Source organism: Corynebacterium sp. KPL1986 (assembly GCF_000477975.1).
In the GTDB taxonomy this organism is placed as follows: Bacteria; Actinomycetota; Actinomycetes; order Mycobacteriales; family Mycobacteriaceae; genus Corynebacterium; species Corynebacterium accolens.
In genome coordinates this window covers 850,953-871,128 of sequence record NZ_KI515719.1, presented here as the reverse complement: position 1 = coordinate 871,128, position 20,176 = coordinate 850,953, and the positions used below count along the sequence as shown (strand labels likewise).

Sequence of the window (20,176 nt, the reverse complement as noted above, 5' to 3'; positions counted from 1 at the left end):
ATTTACTCGCATTTTTTACTTGCTCTCCAAGGATTCTCTCGCATGACTTCTCCCAATGGAAATGACTTTGGTGGATACAACCAACAGCCGCAGTACAACCAGTACCCTGCGTATTCTCAGCCGCAACAGAGTCGCGGCGGGAATGGGGCCATGATTGCGGCGATCATTTTGGGAGTTGTGGCGCTATTGGCCGTTGCTGCTGCCGCATTCTTTTTCGTGCAGGGAAATGGCAATAAGTCCAGCGCCACCGCGCAGGAAAGCCAATTCCAGCAAAAGGTTGACTCCACCAAGGTCGATGCCAAGGACGACGGGAAGTCTGGCAGTGAAGCTACCGTGACCAAGACCGAACAGGCCCCCGCGCCCGCCCCAGCACAGGCGGCTGCAAGCAGCGGCAATGGGCACTCGTGGGGCGATTACACGAGCTATTACGCGGCCACGAGCAAAACCTCAGAGGCCTTTGCCAAAAACGTCTACAACACCTTCATGAATAACTGGGTGGCCGGTGGCGGAACGGATGCCACCTTGAGCGTTTATTCTCCTACTACCGGTGGTACCTATACGATGTACTGCTCCGGCAGCTCCTCGCGGGTAAGCTGCACCGGCGGCGATCGGGCCGAGGTAGTCATCCACTAAATCGGGGCGTCTTTTACTCCTCTTCTTCCTGCTTGTAGCGTGCGGGAGGGAGAGGATTTTTGTGTGTCCGGCGGTGGCAGGCCGGGGCGGTGGACAAGGCATGCGGTAGATTGGGTGGGTCCCGTACCAAGCTTTGAAATAGAAGTGTGAGGAATCTACGTGAATATTGCGGCCACCATCGCGGCGGAGATCGGCGCTCAAGAAACCCAGGTTTCGACGGCGCTGAAACTCCTTGCGGAGGGAAATACCGTGCCTTTCATTGCGCGCTATCGCAAGGAGGTCACGGGTGGTTTGGATGACGCGCAACTGCGCACCATCGAAGAGCGGGCCACCTACCTGCGCGAGCTAGAAGAGCGCAAAGAGACGGTCCTTGCCGCCATTGATGAGCAGGGCAAGCTTAGCGATGACCTGCGCGGCCAGATCCTTGCCTGCGATACCAAGGCGCGGCTTGAGGATTTGTACCTGCCGTATAAAAAGCGGCGAAAGACAAAGGCGGATATCGCGCGCGAAGCCGGCTTGGAAGAGCTGACCGATACATTGATCGCGCAGCCGCAGGCCCAGCCGGAGGAACTGGCGCAGGACTATCTCACGGAAGGTTTTCCCGATACCAAGAAGGCGCTCGAGGGTGCGCGCTCCATCCTCATTGATCGCTTCGCACTCGATGCAGACTTGGTCGGTGGCGTGCGCGAGCGCATGTTTAACCAGGGTGCCATGCAGGCGCAGGTGGTAGAGGGGAAGGAAGCCGAGGGCGCGAAGTTCAAGGATTACTTCGACTTCAACGAGCCTTTTTCTTCGCTTCCTTCCCACCGCATTCTGGCGCTCCTGCGCGGGGAGAACGAGGGAGTGCTGCAGCTGCACCTGGATGCCGGTGACGATGCCGACTACGAGGACCTCATTGCGGATCGCTTCGGTCTGGATCGCAGCTCCGCGTGGCTGGATAACGCTGTGCACTGGGGATGGCGCACCAAATTGTATGTTTCCTCCAGCCTGGATGTGCGCATGCGCTTGAAAGAAGTAGCAGAAGAAGGCGCCCTCAAGGTCTTTGCCACGAACCTGCGCGACGTGCTGCTTGCTGCCCCTGCGGGCCAGCGCGCGACGATCGGCCTCGATCCGGGCTACCGCAACGGCACCAAGTGTGCCGTGGTGGATAAAACGGGCAAGGTGCTCGATACCACCATTGTCTATCCTCACCAGCCGCAAAACCAGTGGTCGCAGGCGGTGCAGACCCTGTCCACGCTGTGCGCGCGGCACTCGGTTGACCTTATGGCCATCGGCAATGGCACTGCGTCTAGGGAAACGGAAAAACTTGCACACGAGATTGCTGACCTGCTCAAGCAGGCTGGCGGCCAGCGTCCGACGCCCGTCGTGGTCTCCGAATCCGGGGCATCGGTCTACTCCGCATCGCAGTTGGCGGCGGAGGAATTTCCCGATATGGACGTCTCGCTGCGGGGGGCGGTCTCCATCGCCCGGCGCCTGCAGGATCCGCTGGCAGAGCTGGTGAAGATCGATCCTAAGGCCATCGGCGTGGGCCAGTATCAGCACGATGTAAACCAGACGTCGCTGGCGCGCACGCTGGATGGCGTGGTGGAAAGCACCGTCAATGGCGTTGGCGTTGACCTCAATACGGCCTCGGCGCCGCTATTGGAGCGCGTGGCGGGTATTAACCCCACCATTGCCGCCAATATCGTGGCCTACCGCAATGACAACGGTTCTTTTGCCACCCGCAAGGAACTGAAGAAGGTGCCGCGCCTGGGGCCGAAGGCCTTTGAACAGTCCGCCGGCTTCCTGCGCATTAATGGGGGAGCGGACCCGCTCGATGCGTCCGCGGTTCACCCGGAGGCCTATCCCATCGTGACGCGGATAGCGGAGCAGACGGGGCTGGGCATCGGCGAGCTCATTGGCAATACCCGCGTGCTAGACAAGCTGGATCCCGCCAATTTCGCCGATGAAACCTTCGGTATCCCAACTGTGAGCGATATCATCGCCGAGCTGGATAAGCCCGGCCGCGATCCGCGCCCTGAGTTTAAGACCGCCACCTTTAAAGAAGGCGTGCATAAGGTCTCTGACCTTACCCCAGGCATGGTGCTGGAGGGCACGGTCACCAACGTCGCGGCCTTCGGCGCGTTTGTGGATGTCGGCGTGCACCAAGACGGCCTCGTCCATGTCTCTGCCATGAGCCATCAGTTTGTTTCTGATCCCCATGAGGTCGTGCGCTCCGGCCAGGTGGTCAAGGTCAAGGTGATGGAGGTCGATGTCGATCGCCAGCGCATCGGCCTATCGCTGCGGCTGGATGATGAGCCGGGCCAGCCCGCGCCGAAGCGCCGCGGCGGCGACTCGCAGCGCGGATCCGGCAAGCGCGGCGGTCAAAAGCCTTCGCGCGCAGCGGGGAAGAAGGGCGGACGCAACTCCGATCGTGGAGGCTCCCGCGGGCGCCCGGCAGCCAAGGGGACCATGGCCGATGCCCTGAAGAAGGCCGGCTTCTAGCTTCTCTGTGCAGCGGCCTACCAGCACCGCAGGGTGGGCCGCTGCTTGAGGCCGCGGTGGGGAAAATATCCCCGCCAACCGCGGACGACCCGAAAAATATGACCGCCACATTACAATCGATGCGGACTCCCGCGTCCAATAATGGTAAGTTTGGCAAAACTAAGTAAATGGCGTCCTTCTTCTCCTGCTTCAGCGAGGTGCTCCTGGGCAGATGGGGGCAAGGGGGACGCTGAACTACTGCCATAAGGAGACAACTATGAGTCGTGCGGCCGATAGCGGTCACGGTGCCGAGGACACCGCAGCGATGGCCTCGATAAGCGGCGAGGAACACAAGAGCCGGGGAGTGCTGGGCTGGCACCGCCTCCTGGACTGGCGCCCACGCAGCGCTTTGTCGCGGGTGCTTATCGTATTCTTCCTCGTTGCGCCCATCATCGTGGCCGGAACCATGATGTGGGCCATGTGGGATCCATCCAAGTACATGCGCAATATTGACCTCGCAGTGGTCAATGAAGACGCCGGCGTGGACAAGCAGGGCAAGCACACCAACTATGGCGACCAAGTGGTCGAGGGCCTGCTAGAGACCGATTACCTCAAATTCTCTGAGGTCAATAAGGAAGAAGGTGATGAGGGTCTGGTCAAGGGCAAGTACTTGATGGTGGTGACTATCCCGAAGAACTTTTCTGAGCAGGCCGTGACCATCATCAGCGATAAGCCCGAAAAACCGGAGATCAACTTCGCTACGAATGACTATTACGGCACGAATGGCTCGGTGATTTCCTCCAGCCTTATTCCGCAGGTACAAACGAGCGTGGAAAACGCCATTTCCAAAAAGTACGCCGACCAGGTTATTGAGGGGCTTACTAAGCTGAGCGACGGCCTGGGCAATGCCGCGGATGGCGCGGGGCGCCTCGATGAGGGCGCTGGAAAGCTGCAAGAGGGCGGCGGGCGCGCGGTTGAGGGTATCAACAAGCTCGACAACGGTGCGGGCAAGCTCAATAACGGCACGGCCGAGCTCCTCAACGGAACGACGCGGCTCAATGACGGCGTCGGGCGGTTGAATGATGGTGCAGGCAAGCTGAGTGATGGCGCGGCGCGCCTCGATGACGGTGCCTCCCGGCTTGCCGATGGCTCCGATAAGCTCCTTGCCGGTACCGGCCGCCTTGCCGATGGTGCGGGCCAGATCGATGCCGGGGTCAATCAACTCACCGGCATGCTCATCCCCGTGCTGAAGCAAGCCCAAGCCGTGGTACCTGGCCTTACCCAGCTGGTAGATATCTTGCGCGGGCTCGGTATGACCCAGCAAGCGGATCAGCTCTACTCGTTGGTATCCAGGCTCGATCCCGCCTCTAGTGGAAATATGGTGGGACAGCTGGAGAAGCTTTCCGCAGGCACCGGGCAGCTGCACTACAACCTGTCCGACCCGCAATCGGAATACCTCGGCGGGCTGACCACACTGAACGGCGGTGCACACCGCCTGTCCGATGGCATCAAGGAGCTGCGCGGCGGAGTTGGCAGGCTTAGCGACGGTACCTCGCAGCTGCAGGACGGTGCGACCCGCTTGCAGGATGGTGCCTCCCGCCTCCACGATGGCACGGGCGCGCTCAAGGAGGGCACCGGCCGCCTGGCTGAAGGCGGAGCCGAGCTCAAGGGCGGCTTGGACCGCCTCAAGGAAGGCTCTGGCGAGCTATCCACAAAGCTTGCCGAAGGCGCCGCCAAGGCACCTACCATTTCCCGCCCAGAGGATTCCGCGCAAAATATAGCGGTTCCCATTAACTTCACCGCATCCAATGTCCACCCCGTGCAGACGGTGGTCAACCCAGCGGACCCGACCGAAAAGAATATTACCGGCGGCGCCTCCATGCTCTTCGTGCTCGTATTCGGCTTCCTCGTCATGCTGCTCTTGGCGATGACGCTGCCGTACTACATGGCGCGCCGGGGAGCCCGCGTCACCAGCCCGGCCCGCAGCGTATTCGGTGCCTTTGCCGCGCTGACCGGCCTGAACTTCCTCATACTGGCGTTTATGGCCCTGATGTCTTCCACCCTGGGGTGGCAGCCGGCAAGCTGGTCCATGATCGCGCTCGTGCTCGCCGCGATTTCCGCCGTGGGTGCGGCGACCTACCAGTTCTTCCTGATTACCTTCGGGCGCAAGATCGGTTCGATCTTTGCCGCCGGCGCGTTCGCCCTGGGCGTGATGGTCTTTGGCGGTGTCTGGCCGGTCCTGGCGATTCCGCGCGCGCTCAGCCTGCTGCACCCTTTCCACCCGATGTCCTACGCCAAGGACGCGTTCACCCGCGCTACCGACGGCATTCATGATGGCACATTCTGGAGCAGCATCATTATCCTCTTTAGCATCACGGTGGGTGCCGTGGTGGCGTCGTACTTGGTCTTCCGGGCGCGATACCTGGGCACGGCAAAGATCCTCGATGAGCACCACTCCATCCTCCGCTCGCCCATGCCTGCCTAAGGCGTGCTGCGCGCCCGGCTCGCCCCAGGTAGGGTAGTAAATCCGCGAAATAGAGGAATTTGGAATTGGCCGGTTCCTATGGAAAGATAATCCATCGTTCTATGTAACGGGCACGAACCGGTCAGGCCTCCGGCCGCCAGGGTCCTCTGTCCCAAACTGAAAAGGAATATTGGCATGACCAACATTATCGACAAGGTCGATGCAGCGCAGCTGCGCGACGACATCCCGTCCTTCCGCCCCGGCGATACCCTCGACGTCAACGTCAAGGTTATTGAGGGTAACAACGAGCGTGCACAGCTCTTCAAGGGCATCTGCATCCGCCGCCAGGGCTCCGGTATCCGCGAGACCTTCACCGTGCGTAAGGTTTCCTTCGGTATCGGCGTAGAGCGTACCTTCCCGGTTCACTCCCCGAACCTCGAGTCCATCAAGGTCTCCCGCCGCGGCCGCGTTCGCCGTGCGAAGCTGTACTACCTGCGCGATCTGCGCGGCAAGAAGGCTCGCATCAAGGAGCGTCGCTAGTTCTAACGCCCGCCCTGGGCAGCGCCTATCTCCCTTCCTTTCCCGCATGCACAGTGCCGGAAAGGGAGGGAGATTTTTATTGTGCACTCCTCGAATCATTTCGATTTCCTGTGAATCGCCCCGCAGTCACGGGAGCCAATCCAGATTGCGGGCACGCAGTTGCTAGGATCTGACGGGTGAATAACGAAAGCATCTCGCAGGGCAAAGAAGCGGCCGCGGAGGAAGCGACCACGGAGAAAAAACAAATGCCGTGGTGGCTGGAGACTCTCGTAGTCGTCGTCTCCGTGCTGGTGGTCGTGGGGCTATTCCAAAACTTCATCGGCCGCCAATACGTGATTCCCTCAGGATCCATGGAGCCGACGCTGCATGGCTGTGAGGGATGCACGAATGACCGCATCTTTACAGAAAAGGTCTCTTACTACGGCGATAAGAGCCCAGAGCCAGGCGATGTCGTGGTCTTTAAGGGCACCGACGATTGGAACGGGAGTTACGTCTCCCCGCGCTCATCCAATGCCGTCATTCACGGCATTCAGGATGCGCTGAGCTTTATCTCCTTGGCGCCACCAGATGAAAATACCCTGGTCAAGCGCGTTATCGCCACCGGCGGGCAGACGGTGTCTTGCCAGGAAGGCGATCCCGCCGTCATGGTGGATGGCAAGCCCATCAAGCAGGATTACGTGCAGGATCCGCCGACCTATCCGGTGGATGAATCGACTGGATCGGAAGCCTGCGGTGGCCCGTATTTCGGCCCAGTGAAGGTGCCTGAGGATAATATCTGGGTCATGGGGGATAACCGCACCGCGTCTGCCGATTCGCGCTACCACATGGGCGATAACTTCCACGGCACGATCCCCGTAGATAACGTGCGCGGAAAGGTGCAGTTCGTATTCTGGCCGTTCAACCGCATTGGTGGGGTCGATGACCCAGACATCCAAAGCTAAACCACAGCAACAGCGCCTGCGCACCCGCGATTTCCTCGCACCGGTCATCGGCGGCTTCGTGTTCTTAGTCCTACTGCAGGCATTCGTCGGCCGGATGTATGTCATTCCCTCCGCGTCGATGGAACCTACGCTGCATGGCTGTACCGGCTGCGATAATGACCGCATCGCGGTGCAAAAGATGAGCTATTACTTCCACGACCCAGCCCCAGGCGATGTCGTGGTATTTGAAGGACCTGAGTCCTGGAATACGGAATTTGAGGTGCAGCGCTCCGATAACGTGCTGGTGCGCGGTGCCCAAAACGCCTTGGCGTCGGTGGGGCTTTTGCCCAATGGGGAAAATATCCTGGTCAAGCGCGTTATCGCCACCGAGGGCCAGACGGTCAAGTGTGAGGAGGGCGATTCCGCGGTGATGGTGGATGGTGCACCGATAGACCAGAGCTTCACGTTGGATCCGCCCGAGATCCCGGTTGATCCCGGCTCCGGCTCGCAGGCCTGCGGCGGCCAATACTTCGGTCCCGTGACCGTTCCAGAAGGCAATATGTGGGTCATGGGGGATAACCGCACCAATTCCCTGGATTCTCGTGCGCACATCGGCGATCACCTGCAAGGCACCGTGCCGGTGGACAACGTGCGCGGCAAGGTAGAGGCCGTGGTCCTGCCCGTATCGCGCTTTGGCGGCATTGACGATCCGGATATCCAGGATGCGGCGGCTTAAACAGCAACGCACCTTTGAAGTGGCGTTGGCCAAGGCAGGGCTCGGCCCCGTCGCCGGGGTGGATGAGGCCGGCCGCGGTGCGTGCTGCGGCCCCATCACCATCGCCGCCTGCATCCTGCCCGAGCGCATCGTGGGCGAGTTGGATACCTTAACCGATTCCAAAAAGCTCACGCCCCGCCAGCGCGAAAAACTCTTTCCCATCATCAAAGACAAGGCTGTGGACTGGTCAGTGGTGCATATTGGTGCGGGGGACATCGACAAGCGTGGCATCCAACACGCCAATACCTCAGGCATGCGCCGGGCAGTAGCGCGCCTGGAACAGCGCCCAGGCTATGTGCTTTCCGATGCCCTCTTTATCCCCGGCCTCACCCAACCCCACCTGCCCATCGTTGGTGGGGACGCGGCGGCGCGGTGCATTGCGGCGGCGAGCGTGCTGGCCAAGGTAAGCCGAGATCGCCTCATGCGGGATCTAGACGAGCGCTTTCCGGGTTATGGATTGGCTGGGCATAAGGGCTATGGAACCAAGGCGCACGAGGCCGCGATTGCCGCTTTGGGGGCGAGTCCAGAACACCGCATGAGCTACAGCAATGTGCAGCGCGCGCATGCCCAATTCACTGCGCGTGCCTAGCGAAAATTGTCGTTTCTGCGCGCTAAGCTAGGGCGAGCTATCCCATATTTTGGAGGTCCACAGTGAGTGCAGAGGAACTCGAAAACTACGAGGCAGAGGTAGAGCTGTCCCTTTACCGCGAATATCGCGATGTCGTCAGCCAGTTTTCTTATGTCGTAGAAACCGAACGACGTTTCTACCTGGCCAATGCCGTAGAACTGATTCCCCATACCGCCGGGCCCGATGTGTACTACGAGGTGCGCATGTCCGATGCCTGGGTGTGGGATATGTACCGTTCCGCCCGATTCGTGCGCTATGTCCGCGTCATTACCTACAAGGACGTCAATATCGAGGAACTGGACAAGCCGGATTTCATCATGCCGGACTAGGGCACTGGGCGCCTGTCAACTCGGCGCCCGCTCCATCCCGCCGCAGCTGTGGATAACTCTTCGTGATGCCGAAGTTATTCACATCCGCGGCGGTTTTCTGGTTTTCGGGCTTGTATCCGGCCCGCATCCTGCGGTGTTCTGTGCGTGCAGCACAAACAGCACGAAAGAAAAGGACGCCGCACATGCAATTTGCATCCGATAAACACCTCGCTACGAAGCACCCCCGGCACAGGCAAGAACTGGGAAAGCGGGGAGAATCATTCGCCGCGCGCTACCTCCGCGAGCGCGGTTCCGACATCATTGCCGCCAACGTCTCCTACCGAGTGGGAGAAATCGACCTTATTGCCCGCGAGCCCGATGGCACGATCGTCTTCGTAGAGGTAAAAACCCGCTCTACCGCGAGCTTTGGCACAGCCGAGGCGGTGACCCCACACAAGCTTGCCCGCATGCGCAGGGCCGCCGTCCAGTGGCTAGACGGCAAGCCGCTGGCTACCGTACGCTTCGATGTCATTGCTCTCGTGGTCAATGGCGAGGGTTTTGAATTAGAGCACTTTACGGGGGTCGACGATGGCTCTCGGTAAATGCCTAGCAGTCTCCCTACACGGCGTGCTCGCCCGCGTCATCAACGTCGAAGCCAACGTAGGGCATGGCCTGCCCGGAATCCATGTGGTGGGGCATGCGGATACCGCGATATCTGAATCCCGCGACCGCATCAAGACCGCCGCCGCGAATTCCCGCCTGCCATGGCCGAAAACCAAGGTCATCGTCTCCATGTCGCCGGCCTCTCTACCAAAATCAGGCTCCCACTTTGACCTGCCCATGGCCCTTGCGATTCTCGCCGCCCACGTAGAACAGCACGGCGCTGACTACGCGCGCTCCGTGCAGTCACCCAACCGGGTCCTTGAAGAAACTCTGGTGCTCGGGGAACTGGGCCTGGACGGCACGGTTAGGGCAGTCCCTGGCATTATCCCTGCGCTTCTCGCCGCCCGCGAGGAGGGCATTTCTACGCTGGTTATTCCGCCAGGAAATGCGGCCGAGGCCACCCTCGTTCCCGATTTGAATGTGCTGGTTGCAGCCACGCTCTTTGATGCTTTTGCGTGGGCGCTAGGAGAGCGCGACCTGCCCCGCGCGGCCGAGTGCTGCTCTGACCAGCCTGCAGCGGCGCCCGCACAGGAGCGGCTAGATTTTTGCGATATAGCCGGGCAACACCATGCCAAGTGGGCGGCGGAAGTCGCTGCCGCCGGTGGGCACCACCTGTTGATGATCGGCCCACCGGGCTCAGGAAAATCCATGATCGCCTCGCGCCTGCCCAGCATTCTTCCGGCGCTAAGCCCGGACCAGATGGTAGAAACCACTGCGGTTCACTCGCTTACGGGAACCCCTGGTGAAGTGGTGTCCCACGCACCCTTCATCGCACCGCACTCTTCGGTTACCCGCGCAGCGCTCCTTGGTGGAGGAAGCGGTCATCCTCGCCCAGGGGCGGTAAGCCTGGCCCATAATGGGGTGCTCTTCCTCGATGAGGTCAGCGAGGTAAGCGCCCCAGTCCTTGACGGCATGCGCGCGCCTTTAGAAGAAGGCCATGTCCGCCTGGCACGCGCGCAGCAAGAGATTGACTACCCGGCGCGATTCCAACTGATTATGGCCGCCAACCCCTGTCGGTGCGCCGCCGAGGATCCCTCTCAATGCACGTGCATTCCGCATGACCGGCTTCATTATCTATCGAATCTCTCCGGGCCGTTGCGCGACCGCTTGGACATGGTGGTCACCCTCTCCGGACAGTCAGCCACCATCAATGCTGAGGGCGAAGAATCCTCTGCCGCCATTGCCGAGCGGGTCGCCGCAGCCCGCGACCGTGCCCGGGCGCGCTGGGCGGCCGACGGCATTCCCGCCCGCGTCAACGGCGCCGTGCCCTCGTCCTATTTGCGCCGGCACCGCCCCGCATCTGAGTCCGCGATGATCATGTTGTCTGCCTACCTTGCCGAGGGCGAGATTTCGCAGCGCGGCATCGACCGCGTCCTGCGCGTGTCGTGGACCTTGGCCGACTTGCACGGCAGTTCCACACCCGATCTTGCGGAAGTGGGTCAAGCCCTCGACCTTCGTTCGAGCCAAACGGTAGGGAGGATTTCGGCATGAGCGATCTTGATTTATCGACTCCACTTGCCACATGGGTATACCTCAATCGCGTGGTGGAAGGCCCGTCCGCCTCCTTGCAGGCCTTGCTGGAACATCATTCGGCCGAAGAGATTGCCCACGGGATTTATCACCGAGCCGATTGGATCGGGCCTCTCTTAGCGCGCACCGCCTCACGGTTTGATTGGGTGCGGCAAAAAGAAGACCTCGCCGCCGCAGAGCGCGTGGGGGCGCGATTGATCACTGCCGATAGCCCCGAGTGGCCAGCCGAGGCATTTTCTTCTGCCTTCGGTTTCTACCAGAATGGCGCGGACGCGCCGGCCACATTCGATGAGCAAGCAGTACCGCCGCATAGCTTGTGGGTACGCGGCTCAGCGCTTAAACCCGAGGTAGGGCAGGCCGTGGGAATCGTGGGCACGCGCGCCATTTCGCGCTACGGGTGGCAGGCAACCCAAAGTGTGGTCTCAGGCCTAGTGAACCATCAGTGGACTATCGTCTCCGGCGGGGCTTTGGGAGTAGATACCGTGGCGCATGAGACCGCCTTGCACAATGCGGGGCGCACCATTGCTGTCGCCGCGTGCGGAATCGACAAGAATTACCCGGCCCGCAATGGTGGACTCTTCGATCAGATTGCCGATAATGGCTGCATCGTCTCCGAATTCGCTCCCGAGACAGCACCCAAGCGGCATCGCTTCCTCATTCGCAACCGCCTTGTTGCGGCGCTAAGCCAAGGAATCGTGGTCATGGAAGCGGCATATCGCTCGGGTGCTCTTAATACCCTCAACTGGGCAGAAGCCTTGGGGCGCGTTGCCATGGCCGTGCCGGGACCAATTACGACGAGCGGTTCGCTCGGGTGCCACCAGCGCATCCAGGATGGACGAGCCCAGTTGGTCGCCAGTGCTGACGAAGTCCGCGCCCTGGTGGGCCGCGCCGGGACGGTTGATCCGGAGGCGCAATATGAAATGAATTTTGCGGCGTCTTTAACGCAGCGACTATCGCGGAATGAGCTGCGGGTCTTTGACGCGACCCCTCCACCAGGAAGCCCTCCGGCTACTGCAGAAGATATTGCGCGGGACGCGGGATTCCGCCTGCCCCTTACTATCCACTTATTGCTTGCCCTAGAGAAAATGTGTGTGATCGTGCGGGAGGGAAATAACTGGGTTCGCTTAGAGATGGGCTGAAAAGCAAGTAAACTCGTGGGGTATGAGTGATAAACGGAAGGCCGCAGAAAGTCGTGGCCCGGTCGGGCAAATGGACGAGGCCATCGAGGACTTTGCGGACTTCCAACTCTGCGTCAAGGGCCGTGCGGAGGCCACGGTGCGTGGCTACCGCGCGGACCTAAAAAACCTGGCCCAAGACATCGATACCTTTGCGGACTTTAACCTCAATAACCTGCGGCAGTGGCTGGGCAACGCGGTCGCAGAAGGAAAGGCGCGCGCAACGCTGGCACGCAGGACTGCCTCAGTTAAAGCCTTTTCTACCTGGGCGGAAAGGGAAGGCTACCTCACCCGCGATGTTGCGGCACGATTGGTAACACCGAAGGTGGGCCAGCATCTCCCAACAGTCATGGCACCGCAGCAGGCGGGCGAACTTGTGGGCAACGCCGTTTCTGTCGATGAAGCACATTTTCAGCGCGATAGTGCCATTTTGGAGCTGCTTTATGCCACCGGAATGCGCGTGGCGGAATTGGTCCGCCTCGATATAGAAGACGTGGACTTTACGCGGTCCACCGCACGGGTAACCGGTAAGGGAAATAAGCAACGGGTCGTGCCCTTTGGTGCCGCCGCAACCGATGCCCTGCAGCAGTGGATAGACGGCGGGCGCAAAGAAATGGCGCGGGGAGAAACCCAGGCCATCTTTGTAGGCAGCAGGGGAGCGCGCATTGACCAGCGCCAGGTGCGGCGCATCGTAGACAAAGCCGCCACGGTTACCGGCACAAGCGGCCTAACGCCGCACGGGGTGCGACACCTTGCGGCTACACATCTTTTAGAAGGCGGCGCGGACCTGCGCGTGGTCCAAGAGTTATTGGGACACTCGTCTTTGAGTACCACGCAAATCTATACGCATGTTTCCGCAAAGCGGCTAAAGCAGGTCTATTCCCAGGCCCACCCGCGGGCCTGAGTGATTCTTATAAAGGCTTGAGGCGGATAACCGGCATATCCAGCAGGCTTAATGGGTCAATGTAGCTGTCCTTGGCAATCCGCGCGCCCCAATGCAGTCCTGGTGTGCCGTCTACTGGGTGGCCGAGTTTTCCTACGGTTTGGCCCTCGCGCACTTCTTGGCCTTGGGTGACGCTCGCGTGCACGGGTTGATACGTGGTACGAATGCCATCTGCATGGTCTATCGAAATGACCGGGGTTCCAGCGACGGTGCCGACAAAAGCGACGGTGCCGGATTCGGCGGCGACGACGCGGCCGCCAATTCTTAGGTCCATATCGACGCCGCGGTGGCCAGCGCTCCACTTATGCTCGGGCTTATCAAAGCCGCGCAGCACCCGAACCGGGCGCGGTTTACCCGAGGCGGGATCGACGTATGCGGCAGCGGGTGCCGCGCACAGTAGCACGAGCGCACCAGTGAGGGTGGTGGCGAGGGTGGGGATAAGGGGGCATCTGCAAGCGGCATTGTTGCGTGGTCGTGGAAAAAGGTTCATGGGGCACAGTGTGTAGCGCCAGGGCAAATGATGTCCTGCGAAGCGTGGGCTGGCTGTGGATAAACTGGCAGCGGTGGGGCGGAAGAAACCCGAGTGACAATCGAGGCGAAACGTCCAAAGAAACTTGTGGAAAAGTGCTTGTTCGGTTTGGAAAATCTAGCTGGCTGGGATTATTGTCTTTCATAGCAGTGTGTCCGCTGGGAGTTAACCCTCACGGAGGCATTGACTACGCGCGACGAAGTTGTTGCATCCTGCGTTAAGGGTGTGGCGGCCCGGCAGCTGACGTGGTCCTTGGAAACAAGGTGTTGGCAGGGCCTTCGTTGCTAGGGTGCGGAATAAAACACCGCACATTTGGAAAACCGAAAGACAATTAAAAGAAAGCGAGCGAATCATGGCAGTTGTAACCATGCGCGAGCTCCTCGACGCTGGTGTGCACTTTGGCCACCAGACCCGTCGCTGGAACCCGAAGATGCGTCGTTTCATCTTCACCGACCGTAACGGCATCTACATCATCGACCTGCAGCAGACGCTGACCTACATCGATGAGGCATACGAGTTCGTTAAGGAAACCGTCGCTCACGGTGGCACCATCCTTTTCGTTGGCACCAAGAAGCAGGCGCAGGAAGCAGTTGCTGAAGAAGCAACCCGCGTCGGTATGCCTTATGTCAACCACCGCTGGTTGGGCGGCATGCTCACCAACTTCCAGACCGTGTCCAAGCGTCTGAAGCGCATGAAGGAGCTTCAGGCAATGGATGAGCGCGAGGACGGCTACAAGGGCCGCACCAAGAAGGAAGTTCTGATGCTCAACCGCGAGCGCGCCAAGCTTGAGCGCGTTCTGGGCGGCATCTCTGAGATGGCCAAGACCCCGTCCGCACTGTGGATTGTTGACACCAACAAGGAGCACATCGCGGTTAAGGAAGCCCACAAGCTGAACATCCCGGTTGTTGCCATCCTGGACACCAACTGCGACCCGGATGACGTTGACTTCCCGATCCCAGGCAACGATGACGCAATCCGTTCCACCAAGCTGCTGTCCGGCATCGTGGCTTCCGCCGTCGAAGAGGGCAAGAAGGCTCGCGAGGAGCGCCAGCTTGCAGCCGCTAAGGAAGCTGCCGGCGATTCCGCAGAGAAGGAACAGCGCGATGCTGAGGCTGCTGCAGCCGCATCCGATCCTGCTTCTGCAGAAAAGGCTGAGGAAGCCCCCGCAGACAAGCCTGCACAGTAGGCCTGCCTCTTGTGAGGATTCTTTCTTAACTGCACTTAATTGAATACCCCACGCACATCTTGGTGTGGGGCAGCTAGGGAATAATTCCTGTACAAGGCTGTTTACCTAACCCCTACCACCGTGTGCTACGGCGGTGGGGGTTACTTTTATCTATGCTGGAGGCGGCTAAAACTAGCCTCCGTACAATCGCATTGATGAAGGAAACTGGGGTAGATACCCCCACCCAAAGACGGCGCGAGACCGTTTCTTCGGCTACGCTGTTTCAACGAACACTGACTGATTTTCAAGGAGGATCGCCCTAACTATGGCGAACTACACTGCTGCAGACGTGAAGGCACTGCGCGAAGCAACTGGCTCCGGCATGCTCGATTGCAAGAAGGCCCTGGAAGAAAACGGCGGCGACTACGACAAGGCCGTTGAATTCCTGCGCATCAAGGGTGCGAAGAACGTGTCCAAGCGCGCTGACCGCGAGGCTACCGAGGGCCTCGTTGCCGTATCCGGCAACACCATGGTTGAGATCAATTGCGAGACCGACTTCGTGGCAAAGAACGAGGGCTTCCAGTCCTTCGCCAAGAAGATTGTTGAAGCTGCAGCCGCAGCCAAGGCTAACTCCCCGGAAGAACTCAACAACGTAGAGATCGAGGGCCAGAAGGTCTCCGAGTTCGTTGACCAGGAGTCCGCAAAGACCGGTGAGAAGCTGCAGGCACGTCGTGCAGTCACCGTTGATGGCGACAATGTTGCTGTTTACCTGCACCAGCGCTCCGCTGACCTGCCTCCTGCAGTCGGTGTCTTGGTTTCCTACGAAGGCAACAAGGAAGGCGCACACGCTGCCGCTCTGCAGATTGCAGCTATGAACGCTGAGTACCTGAAGCGCGAAGACGTTCCTGCAGAGATCGTCGAGAAGGAGCGCTCAATCGCTGAGGCCACCACTCGCGAGGAGGGCAAGCCTGAGGCTGCGCTTCCAAAGATCGTGGAAGGCCGCCTGAACGGCTTCTACAAGTCCGTTGTTCTGCTGGAGCAGGCTTCCTTGTCCGATAACAAGAAGACCGTTAAGCAGGTTGCAGAAGAGGCCGGCACCACCATCACCGGCTTCGTCCGCTACGAGGTTGGCGCTTAAGCCTCAGCCGCTTTTTAGCCTTTAAAGCCCACGGGAGGTACACCCTCTCGGTGGGCTTTTCTGCTGTCTAGAGGCGATGGGGAAGGGGCGGCTGCCGGGCTGCGGTGCGGTGTGGGGAAGCGGGGGCAGTGTAGGTAAGATGGAAAAGAAATAAATCAGCCCGCGCAAAAGGAGACGATGAAGGCGTGACTTCTGCAGACGAGAAGCGAACCGGATACAAACGAGTAATGCTGAAACTCGGCGGCGAAATGTTTGGCGGCGGCAAGGTTGGCATCGACCCAGACGTTGTCGATAACGTTGCTCGCCAAATCGCTGAAGTGGCCGAGCAGGGCATCGAAATTGCCGTGGTGATCGGCGGCGGCAACTTCTTCCGCGGTGCAGAGCTTTCACAGCGCGGCATGGACCGCGCCCGCTCTGACTACATGGGAATGCTGGGTACGGTCATGAACTCGTTGGCCCTGCAGGACTTCTTGAAGCAAAAGGGCGTTGATTGCCGCGTGCAAACCTCTATCAACATGGCGCAAATCGCCGAGCCGTACCTGCCACTGCGCGCTGACCGCCACCTTGAGAAGGGCCGCGTCGTTATCTTCGGTGCCGGCATGGGCATGCCGTACTTTTCCACGGATACCACCGCCGCGCAGCGCGCCCTGGAAATCGGCGCCGATGTCCTCTTCCTGGCCAAGGGTGTTGATGGCGTGTACTCCGACGACCCACGCACGAACCCCGATGCGGAGCTCTACACCCGAATCACTCCGCGCGAGGTTATTGAAAAGGGACTCAAGGTAGCCGATGCAACCGCCTTTAGCCTGTGCATGGACAATGACATGCCGATCTTGGTCTTCAACCTCTTGGAAGAGGGGAATATTGCCCGCGCCGCAAGCGGCCAGGTTATCGGCACGCTGGTGCAGTCCTAATTCTAAAACGGCACAGAACCTGCTACCTTTTATACAGCTACCCCTCAACGTTGAAGGATGATTCAGCCTCATGATCGATGACATTCAGCTCGAAGCCGAAGAACACATGACCGCTTCCGTCGAGCACACCCGCGAGCAGCTGGTGACCATTCGCACCGGCCGCGCGAACCCGGCGATGTTCAACGGACTCATCGCGGAATACTACGGTGCGCCGACCCCGATTACTCAGATGGCTACCATCTCCGTGCCAGAGCCGCGCATGTTGCTCATCAAGCCCTACGAGCAGTCCATGATCCAAGAGATTGAAAACTCCATCCGCAACTCGGATTTGGGTGTTAACCCCACCAACGATGGCCACGTTTTGCGCGTGACCGTTCCGCAGTTGACCGAGGAACGCCGTAAGGAAATGGTCAAGCTGGCCAAGAGCAAGGGCGAAGACGGCAAGATTGCCATCCGTAATATCCGCCGCAAGGCCATGGAACAGCTGAAGAAGCTTCAAAAGGATGGCGAAGAAGGCGAGGATGAGGTCCTTGCCGCAGAAAAGGAAATGGAAAAGATTACCGCTGGCTATGTCGAGCAGGTTGACAAGCTGGTGGAAAACAAGGAATCCGAATTGATGGAGGTCTAGGTCTTTTCCACTGCCGCCGCGCCCACCTCGGCCGGCGGCGCTTTTCTGTACGTAGTATTTTTGTATAGGAAATAGATAAGCCCCGCGACGCGCATACAACGTCAAGTGAAAGGAGCCGGTCACGGTGAGTGACGCCTTGAACCGCCGATTGCCGCAGCCGAAAAATGGCCCAGGCCGTGACTTGCCGGCGGCTATTGGAGTAGGCGTGGGGCTCGGCGCCCTCGTTGTCCTCGCCGTGTGGGCTGGCCCCTTGGCCTGGTATGCGGTGGTTGCCGTCGCCGTCGGCGGGGCCATGTGGGAAGTTCTTACCCGCTTGCGGGAGAATTCATACTATATCCCGCGCACGCTGTTAATCATCTTGGGCCAGGCCATGGTGTGGATTTCCTGGCCGCTTGGCGCGCCCGGCCTCGTGGCCGTCTACGTCACCGCCGTACTCATTTTGATGTTCGGCAGGCTTTTCCATAACGGGCGGCATCGCCCTCCCATCAATTACCTGCGGGACATGTCCGTCGGCATTTTCGTGCTGACGTGGATTCCGCTTTTCGCGACTTTTGCAGCGATGCTGTCGTTGATTTCTACCCCGGTGGCCAGCGGTGCCGCTTCCATCGTGGTCTTTATGCTGTGCGTTGTCGCCTCCGATACGGGCGGCTATATCGTCGGCGTGATGTTTGGCTCCCACCCCATGGCACCGGCCGTGAGCCCGAAGAAATCCTGGGAGGGCTTTTGCGGCTCCATTGGCTTCGGCGTCATCGTTGGTGCGGTGTCCGTCCATTTCCTCTTGCACCATTCGGCGTGGATCGGCGCCTTGATGGGGCTCGGCCTTGTTATTTGCGCCTCATTGGGTGACTTGGTGGAATCGCAATTTAAGCGAGAGCTGGGCATTAAAGATATGTCCCACATCCTCCCCGGGCATGGTGGTTTGATGGACCGCCTTGATGGCATGCTTCCCTCTGCCATGGTTACCTGGGTGGCCATGAGCCTCATGGCAAACTTCGCGGTCTAAACCGGGTTGCAGCCACCGCGTATAAGGGTGCTGCGCATAAACCGCCCGCTTCCCGCTTCGCCACCGAAAAATCTCGGAGCAGGGAGGAGGGCGGCAGTAGAGCTCTTTTAGCCTTCGGCCTGCTTGCGCAATTGGCGGCGCAATTCAAGCATGCGCCACACACCTACTAGCGCCATGATGAGCGCGCCGCCGATGGTAAACATCAGGTAGGCAATGCCCGCTGGGAACTGCCCCGACCAGCCCAGGAAGTTCATCGGCACTTCTTGCTGGTTTTGCATGATGAAGATGATCAACACGATTAGCAAGAGGAAACCGACAATGAGCGCTGCCCAGGTGCTAGCGGCGAACGAACCTTGGGCTTTTTGTGGTGCGGCAGCGGGCTCGGTGGTGCCGGCACCGGCATCGGTGGAGACTTCCTTGCTTCCGGTTTCGGCCAAAGCGGCATTATCGCTTGCCGCGGTGGCCTCATCATCGGAAGCGGAAAAGTCATCTTCGGGGTATTTCGGAGTGGTCATATGTCCATTATTTCTGTAAACCCTTCCAAAATTCCACTTGGCTATAAATTGAGGCCTTCCCAATTGGAAAAGTACCGGTAAACCGTGGAAAGATGGGCGTTATTATGGCTCAACCAGTAAAACTTAACTTCTCCGCGCCGCGGCGCGGTCTGCCGCCCAAGCACTTTGCGGATCTCTCTGAAAGCGAGCGCATCGATAAGCTCGCAGAAATTGGCCTACCTAAATTCCGTGCTAAGCAAATTGCCAAGCACTACTACGAGCATCTCACCGACGACGTCGAAGAGATGACAGATATCCCCGCCGGCAAGCGCGAGGAGGTCAAGGAGGCCTTCTTCCCTGAGCTCATGAAGCCTATTCGTACGACTTCTACCGACGATGGGGAAACCACCAAGTCCTTGTGGCGCTTGCACGACGGCACCTTATTGGAGTCCGTACTGATGCGCTATCCCGGCCGCGCTACCTTGTGCATTTCTTCCCAGGCCGGCTGCGGAATGGCCTGCCCGTTCTGTGCTACCGGCCAGGGCGGACTAGACCGCAACCTTTCTACCGGCGAAATCGTCGAGCAGTTCCGCCATGCAGCCGCGGCGATGGCGGCCGAAGGCGGACGCTTGTCCAATGTGGTCTTCATGGGCATGGGCGAGCCGCTGGCAAACTACAAGCGCGTGGTCCAGGCGGTGCGCCAGATTACCGGCCAAGATGGAACGGGCTTTGGGCTCTCACAGCGCAATGTGACCGTATCCACCGTGGGCTTGGCACCTGCCATCCGCAAGCTCGCGGACGAAGACCTTGCCTGCACACTTGCGGTTTCGCTGCACACCCCGGATGATGAGCTGCGCGATAGCCTGGTTCCGGTAAATAACCGCTGGTCCGTCGATGAGGTCCTCGACGCAGCACGATACTACGCCGATAAATCCGCCCGCCGCGTGTCTATCGAGTACGCACTTATTCGGGATAAGAATGACCAAGATTTCCGCGCCGATATGCTGGGCCGCAAGCTGCACCAGAAGCTCGGCTCCAAGGTGCACGTCAACGTGATCCCGCTCAACCCGACGCCGGGCTCGGAATGGGATGCAGCCCCCAAGGCGCGGCTTAATGAATTCGTGCGCCGCGTCCAGGCACAGGGAGTGCCGTGCACCGTGCGCGATACCAAGGGCGATGAAATCGCGGCAGCCTGTGGCCAGCTTGCCGCCGATGAACGAGAAGACATGTCGGCCTAAGAGCCCGTTGTCACAGCCACCTAAG

General features: G+C 59.7%; 20 protein-coding genes. 18 read left to right on the top strand and 2 right to left on the bottom strand.

Translation table 11 applies throughout. The features are described 5' to 3' along the window. Nucleotides 1-42 precede the first annotated feature (42 nt). The 12 genes from HMPREF1287_RS04055 to HMPREF1287_RS04000 all read left to right on the top strand — a co-directional run bounded on the left by HMPREF1287_RS04055 (nucleotide 43) and on the right by HMPREF1287_RS04000 (nucleotide 13,003). Nucleotides 43-633, top strand: coding sequence for a hypothetical protein (locus tag HMPREF1287_RS04055; protein WP_023017301.1), 591 nt, complete (start codon nucleotides 43-45; stop codon nucleotides 631-633). 159 nt (nucleotides 634-792) lie between these two features. Then, nucleotides 793-3,117: a Tex family protein gene (locus HMPREF1287_RS04050; RefSeq protein WP_023017302.1), complete on the top strand. Its 2,325-nt coding sequence runs from the start codon at nucleotides 793-795 to the stop codon at nucleotides 3,115-3,117. A 256-nt stretch (nucleotides 3,118-3,373) separates the two neighbouring features. After that, nucleotides 3,374-5,581, top strand: a complete 2,208-nt coding sequence (locus tag HMPREF1287_RS04045) for a YhgE/Pip family protein (protein WP_023017303.1) — start codon at nucleotides 3,374-3,376, stop codon at nucleotides 5,579-5,581. 174 nt (nucleotides 5,582-5,755) lie between these two features. Further along, on the top strand, nucleotides 5,756-6,100 hold the full coding sequence (rplS, locus tag HMPREF1287_RS04040) for a 50S ribosomal protein L19 (protein WP_005278655.1): 345 nt from the start codon (nucleotides 5,756-5,758) through the stop codon (nucleotides 6,098-6,100). A gap of 245 nt (nucleotides 6,101-6,345) precedes the next feature. Then, nucleotides 6,346-7,041 (top strand): signal peptidase I, encoded by a 696-nt coding sequence (gene lepB / locus HMPREF1287_RS04035; protein WP_167530823.1) that lies wholly within the window; start codon nucleotides 6,346-6,348, stop codon nucleotides 7,039-7,041. Further along, on the top strand, nucleotides 7,019-7,756 hold the full coding sequence (gene lepB / locus HMPREF1287_RS04030; protein WP_023017304.1) for a signal peptidase I: 738 nt from the start codon (nucleotides 7,019-7,021) through the stop codon (nucleotides 7,754-7,756). Before lepB (HMPREF1287_RS04035) ends, lepB (HMPREF1287_RS04030) begins: the two co-directional genes overlap by 23 nt. Beyond that, nucleotides 7,734-8,384, top strand: coding sequence for a ribonuclease HII (locus HMPREF1287_RS04025; RefSeq protein ID WP_198010383.1), 651 nt, complete (start codon nucleotides 7,734-7,736; stop codon nucleotides 8,382-8,384). Before lepB (HMPREF1287_RS04030) ends, HMPREF1287_RS04025 begins: the two co-directional genes overlap by 23 nt. 62 nt (nucleotides 8,385-8,446) lie before the next feature. Then, a complete protein-coding gene (locus tag HMPREF1287_RS04020; RefSeq protein ID WP_005278666.1) occupies nucleotides 8,447-8,752 on the top strand; it encodes a DUF2469 domain-containing protein in 306 nt (101 codons plus the stop codon). A 182-nt stretch (nucleotides 8,753-8,934) separates the two neighbouring features. Further along, a complete protein-coding gene (locus tag HMPREF1287_RS04015; RefSeq protein ID WP_023017306.1) occupies nucleotides 8,935-9,333 on the top strand; it encodes a YraN family protein in 399 nt (132 codons plus the stop codon). Beyond that, a complete protein-coding gene (locus HMPREF1287_RS04010; protein WP_023017307.1) occupies nucleotides 9,320-10,885 on the top strand; it encodes a YifB family Mg chelatase-like AAA ATPase in 1,566 nt (521 codons plus the stop codon). Before HMPREF1287_RS04015 ends, HMPREF1287_RS04010 begins: the two co-directional genes overlap by 14 nt. Further along, entirely contained in the window at nucleotides 10,882-12,063 is a 1,182-nt protein-coding gene (gene dprA / locus HMPREF1287_RS04005) for a DNA-processing protein DprA (protein WP_023017308.1), read from the top strand. Before HMPREF1287_RS04010 ends, dprA begins: the two co-directional genes overlap by 4 nt. Nucleotides 12,064-12,085: 22 nt before the next feature. Next, nucleotides 12,086-13,003, top strand: coding sequence for a tyrosine recombinase XerC (locus HMPREF1287_RS04000; protein ID WP_023017309.1), 918 nt, complete (start codon nucleotides 12,086-12,088; stop codon nucleotides 13,001-13,003). Between the two features lie 7 nt (nucleotides 13,004-13,010). On the opposite strand, the gene HMPREF1287_RS03995 is transcribed toward HMPREF1287_RS04000, so the two are convergent. Then, on the bottom strand, nucleotides 13,011-13,532 hold the full coding sequence (locus HMPREF1287_RS03995) for a M23 family metallopeptidase (RefSeq protein ID WP_023018213.1): 522 nt from the start codon (nucleotides 13,530-13,532) through the stop codon (nucleotides 13,011-13,013). A gap of 391 nt (nucleotides 13,533-13,923) precedes the next feature. On the opposite strand from HMPREF1287_RS03995, the gene rpsB reads away from it, so the two are divergent. The 5 genes from rpsB to HMPREF1287_RS03970 all read left to right on the top strand — a co-directional run bounded on the left by rpsB (nucleotide 13,924) and on the right by HMPREF1287_RS03970 (nucleotide 18,419). Then, the gene (gene rpsB, locus HMPREF1287_RS03990) at nucleotides 13,924-14,757 is read left to right on the top strand and encodes a 30S ribosomal protein S2 (RefSeq protein ID WP_005278684.1); all 834 of its coding nucleotides are present in this window, start codon (nucleotides 13,924-13,926) and stop codon (nucleotides 14,755-14,757) included. A gap of 304 nt (nucleotides 14,758-15,061) precedes the next feature. Further along, nucleotides 15,062-15,874: a translation elongation factor Ts gene (gene tsf, locus HMPREF1287_RS03985; RefSeq protein ID WP_005283623.1), complete on the top strand. Its 813-nt coding sequence runs from the start codon at nucleotides 15,062-15,064 to the stop codon at nucleotides 15,872-15,874. A 227-nt stretch (nucleotides 15,875-16,101) separates the two neighbouring features. After that, nucleotides 16,102-16,788, top strand: coding sequence for a UMP kinase (gene pyrH, locus HMPREF1287_RS03980; RefSeq protein ID WP_005278688.1), 687 nt, complete (start codon nucleotides 16,102-16,104; stop codon nucleotides 16,786-16,788). A 70-nt stretch (nucleotides 16,789-16,858) separates the two neighbouring features. After that, complete coding sequence (gene frr / locus HMPREF1287_RS03975; RefSeq protein ID WP_005278690.1) at nucleotides 16,859-17,416, top strand: ribosome recycling factor; 558 nt, start codon at nucleotides 16,859-16,861, stop codon at nucleotides 17,414-17,416. 124 nt (nucleotides 17,417-17,540) lie between these two features. After that, nucleotides 17,541-18,419 (top strand): phosphatidate cytidylyltransferase, encoded by an 879-nt coding sequence (locus HMPREF1287_RS03970; RefSeq protein WP_005283618.1) that lies wholly within the window; start codon nucleotides 17,541-17,543, stop codon nucleotides 18,417-18,419. Between the two features lie 107 nt (nucleotides 18,420-18,526). On the opposite strand, the gene HMPREF1287_RS03965 is transcribed toward HMPREF1287_RS03970, so the two are convergent. Further along, nucleotides 18,527-18,934: a lipopolysaccharide assembly LapA domain-containing protein gene (locus tag HMPREF1287_RS03965; protein WP_005278698.1), complete on the bottom strand. Its 408-nt coding sequence runs from the start codon at nucleotides 18,932-18,934 to the stop codon at nucleotides 18,527-18,529. 104 nt (nucleotides 18,935-19,038) lie between these two features. Between HMPREF1287_RS03965 and rlmN the strand changes: the two genes are divergently transcribed. After that, nucleotides 19,039-20,151, top strand: coding sequence for a 23S rRNA (adenine(2503)-C(2))-methyltransferase RlmN (rlmN, locus tag HMPREF1287_RS03960; protein ID WP_023017311.1), 1,113 nt, complete (start codon nucleotides 19,039-19,041; stop codon nucleotides 20,149-20,151). Nucleotides 20,152-20,176 lie beyond the last annotated feature (25 nt).